The sequence below is a fragment of the Streptococcus sp. OH4692_COT-348 genome, assembly GCF_003859975.1.
Lineage (GTDB): Bacteria > Bacillota > Bacilli > Lactobacillales > Streptococcaceae > Streptococcus.
In genome coordinates this window covers 1-726 of the sequence record NZ_RQZB01000046.1, presented here as the reverse complement: position 1 = coordinate 726, position 726 = coordinate 1, and the positions used below count along the sequence as shown (strand labels likewise).

General features: G+C 36.1%; 2 protein-coding genes. Both read right to left on the bottom strand.

Annotated elements, in window-relative coordinates; all coding sequences use genetic code 11:
* Positions 1-454: phage distal tail protein domain-containing protein (locus EII37_RS10795; protein WP_185696012.1), on the bottom strand; the 454-nt coding region annotated here is incomplete at its 3' end.
* A partial coding sequence (locus EII37_RS10790) for a hypothetical protein (RefSeq protein ID WP_142997536.1) occupies positions 454-726 on the bottom strand: 273 nt, incomplete at its 5' end. The genes EII37_RS10795 and EII37_RS10790, both read right to left, overlap by 1 nt.

Sequence of the window (726 nt, the reverse complement as noted above, 5' to 3'; positions counted from 1 at the left end):
CTTTACCATTTTGAATTTTCTCAAAAGTTAAATTTTCGTAAGTATACCACTTTGTGATTATATCGAACGTTATCTTTTCGCTAAAAGTTCCGTTCTTCCCATAACCCTCTGTCTTTGTGACATCTGCTAAAGCCAAATCAGCATACACCTGAAAAATCTCTGTTTGATATTCAAGTGTAATGAATTTTTTGCTAAGAATATCATTCACGAAGTCTTTCATTAACCGATAATTTTCTTCTAAACTTTCGCCAAACGTTTCTAACTTGAACTCTATTTGTGGCTGGGTAATTGAACGAGTTCCCATTACTCCGATACCGTTAATTTGCCAAATATTATTAGTTGATTGTAACCCTAAATTAGAGGGCTGGTAAAATCTAACTTTTCCATTTGTAACGTCCCAAACTTTGTCGTCTGTTCCGTCTAAGTTAGTATGTATTTTATACTGTCTTACCATTAAGCCCTCCCTAGTTCAAATTCTCGTCTGATTGCACGCGCTAAGTTAGAAACATCTTGACCAGCACCGCCTTGCACGTTAAATGTGTTATATGTTCTATTGTCGCTTGATACACTGTTAGTGCTTAAACCGTAACCGCTAGAAGATAAATTGACATCTGTTAAGCCTACTACCATAGAACCTTTGAATAGTCCGCCAACTTTACTTGCAACCCAATCAATTGAACCTTTGATATTTTTAATTGTATCTGTTACACCTCCAAGAACGCTGTC